The organism is Pararhodobacter sp. (assembly GCF_036802785.1).
Taxonomy (GTDB): Bacteria; Pseudomonadota; Alphaproteobacteria; order Rhodobacterales; family Rhodobacteraceae; genus Pararhodobacter.
Genome location: NZ_DAIRVN010000150.1, coordinates 1 through 1,799, shown reverse-complemented (window position 1 = coordinate 1,799; position 1,799 = coordinate 1). Strand labels below are relative to the sequence as shown.

General features: G+C 65.5%; 2 protein-coding genes and 1 tRNA gene. All 3 read right to left on the bottom strand.

Annotation, left to right across the window (positions count from 1 at the left end; translation table 11 throughout):
• Nucleotides 1-249: 249 nt before the first annotated feature.
• Complete coding sequence (locus V7Q53_RS23375; protein WP_333831443.1) at nucleotides 250-1,353, bottom strand: 2'-deoxycytidine 5'-triphosphate deaminase; 1,104 nt, start codon at nucleotides 1,351-1,353, stop codon at nucleotides 250-252.
• A gap of 68 nt (nucleotides 1,354-1,421) precedes the next feature.
• Nucleotides 1,422-1,499 (bottom strand) — tRNA-Pro (locus V7Q53_RS23370).
• 97 nt (nucleotides 1,500-1,596) lie between these two features.
• Nucleotides 1,597-1,799, bottom strand: a 203-nt coding sequence (locus tag V7Q53_RS23365) for a hypothetical protein (RefSeq protein WP_333831441.1), incomplete at its 5' end; no start/stop codon positions are given.

The window sequence follows — 1,799 nt, the reverse complement described above, 5'->3', positions numbered from 1 at the left end:
TGCCCCCCACGGCGCGTTCCGCGCCTCCCCCCGGGATATTTGTGAACAGATGAAGCAGAAAGCACCGCGCCCCTTTCACCTGTTCTATAAATATCCTGGGGGTGAATGGGCCGCAGGCCCAGAGGGGGCAAAGCCCCCTGACTTCTGAAGAATAGAATCGGGGGCAAAGCCCCCTGATCTTTTACTTGAAAGGAGAGGGGGCAAAGCCCCCTCAAGGGCGCGTGCGCGCTTCTGCCGTCGCCGGGATGCTCAGGGCGCGCGGAAATGTTTTGAAAGTTTCAGGCCCTGCCCCTGATAATTCGAGGCGATGCCGGCGCCATAGAGTGTCTCAGGTCGCTCACGCATGCGTTCATACACCAGCCGCCCGACAATCTGGCCATGTTCCAGCGCGAAGGGTGCCTCGTGGCAGCGCACTTCCAGCACGCCTCGCGCGCCGGTGCCTCCTGCCGCGTGATGCCCGAAGCCGGGATCGAAGAAGCCCGCGTAATGCACCCGGAACTCGCCGACCATCGCCAGATAGGGGGCCATTTCGGCGGCATAATCGGGGGGGATATGCACGGCCTCGCGGCTGACGAGGATGTAGAACGCGCCCGGGTCGAGGATCAGCTGCCCCTGTTCGCTGCGCAGCTCTTCCCAGAAATCGGACGGTGCATAGGCCCCGATCCGTGCAAGGTCGATCACCCCGGTATGCGGTTTGGCGCGGTAGCCGACCAGCCCGCCCGGCGCCGGGCGCAGATCGACGGAAAAACCCAGCCCCTCGGAAATATGTGCCTCACCGCTGACCAGCACCTCGCGCGCATGGAGTGCTTTGAGGGCGCGGTCATCAAGCACTGACTGGCCGATGCGGAAGCGGATCTGGTTCAGCCGCATTCCGGGCCGCACCAGCACCGAAAACGAGCGCGGACAGATCTCGGCGTAAAGCGGCCCGGTGTAGCCCGGCGCGACGCGGTCGAATTCGACGCCCTCATCGGTGATCACCCGGGTCAGCAGGTCCAGCCGCCCGGTGGAGCTTTTGGCATTCGCCACCGCCTGAACATCGGCGGGCAGCGCAAGATGTTCCATCAGCGGGATCAGATAGACGCAGCCCTTTTCCAGCACCACACCGCCGTCGATATCCATCTGATGCATCTCGAACTCGGCCAGCCGTGAGGCCACGCTGCGGCCCTTCCCGGCGAGAAACGACGCCCGCATCCGCCAGGCGCGATGGCCCAGGCGCAGATCGAGGCTGGCGGGCTGAAGCTGGTCCTCCAGCACCCCGCCCTCGGCCATGATCGCGCCACGGGTGATCATGGCGCGCAGGTCCTGCATCGGCAGGACGCCCATTTTCGGCGGATTATCAGCGTGTTGCGGCATGGCCTTGCGCCCCCTCAATGCAAAAGCCAACGGCCCGTGGCAGGGGTGCTGCCACGGGCCGATGTAAATGGTCGGGCTGGCGAGATTCGAACTCACGACCTTCCGTCCCCCAGACGGACGCGCTAACCAGACTGCGCCACAGCCCGACGAGGCGCTTTTGACAAGTTTTCGCGGCGGGGGCAAGCGGCAAATTGCTGGGGCGGACGGGAATTTTCGCCGCGCGCGGCACCTGCTTGGCCTGCGTTACCAGCGCCCGGCGCCCGAGGCGTCAGACATGCGGTCAAGCAGCGTATCAATGCGCCGGGCGAGCAGCGTGACCTCGTCAAGATCATCGTCAAGTGCGCCGCGCGGCAGGTTGCGCAGGGCCCGGGCAAGGCGGCGCGCGGCTTCGGCCTGATCGGAGGTCTGACTGGTATCGGTGTCGGGGCCGGGCGGCGGGCTGAAAG

What these genes read in the sequence shown, in the direction of transcription:
- V7Q53_RS23375 (WP_333831443.1), bottom strand. Translation starts at nt 1,353, where the DNA reads ATGCCGCAACACGCTGATAATCCGCCGAAAATGGGCGTCCTGCCGATG.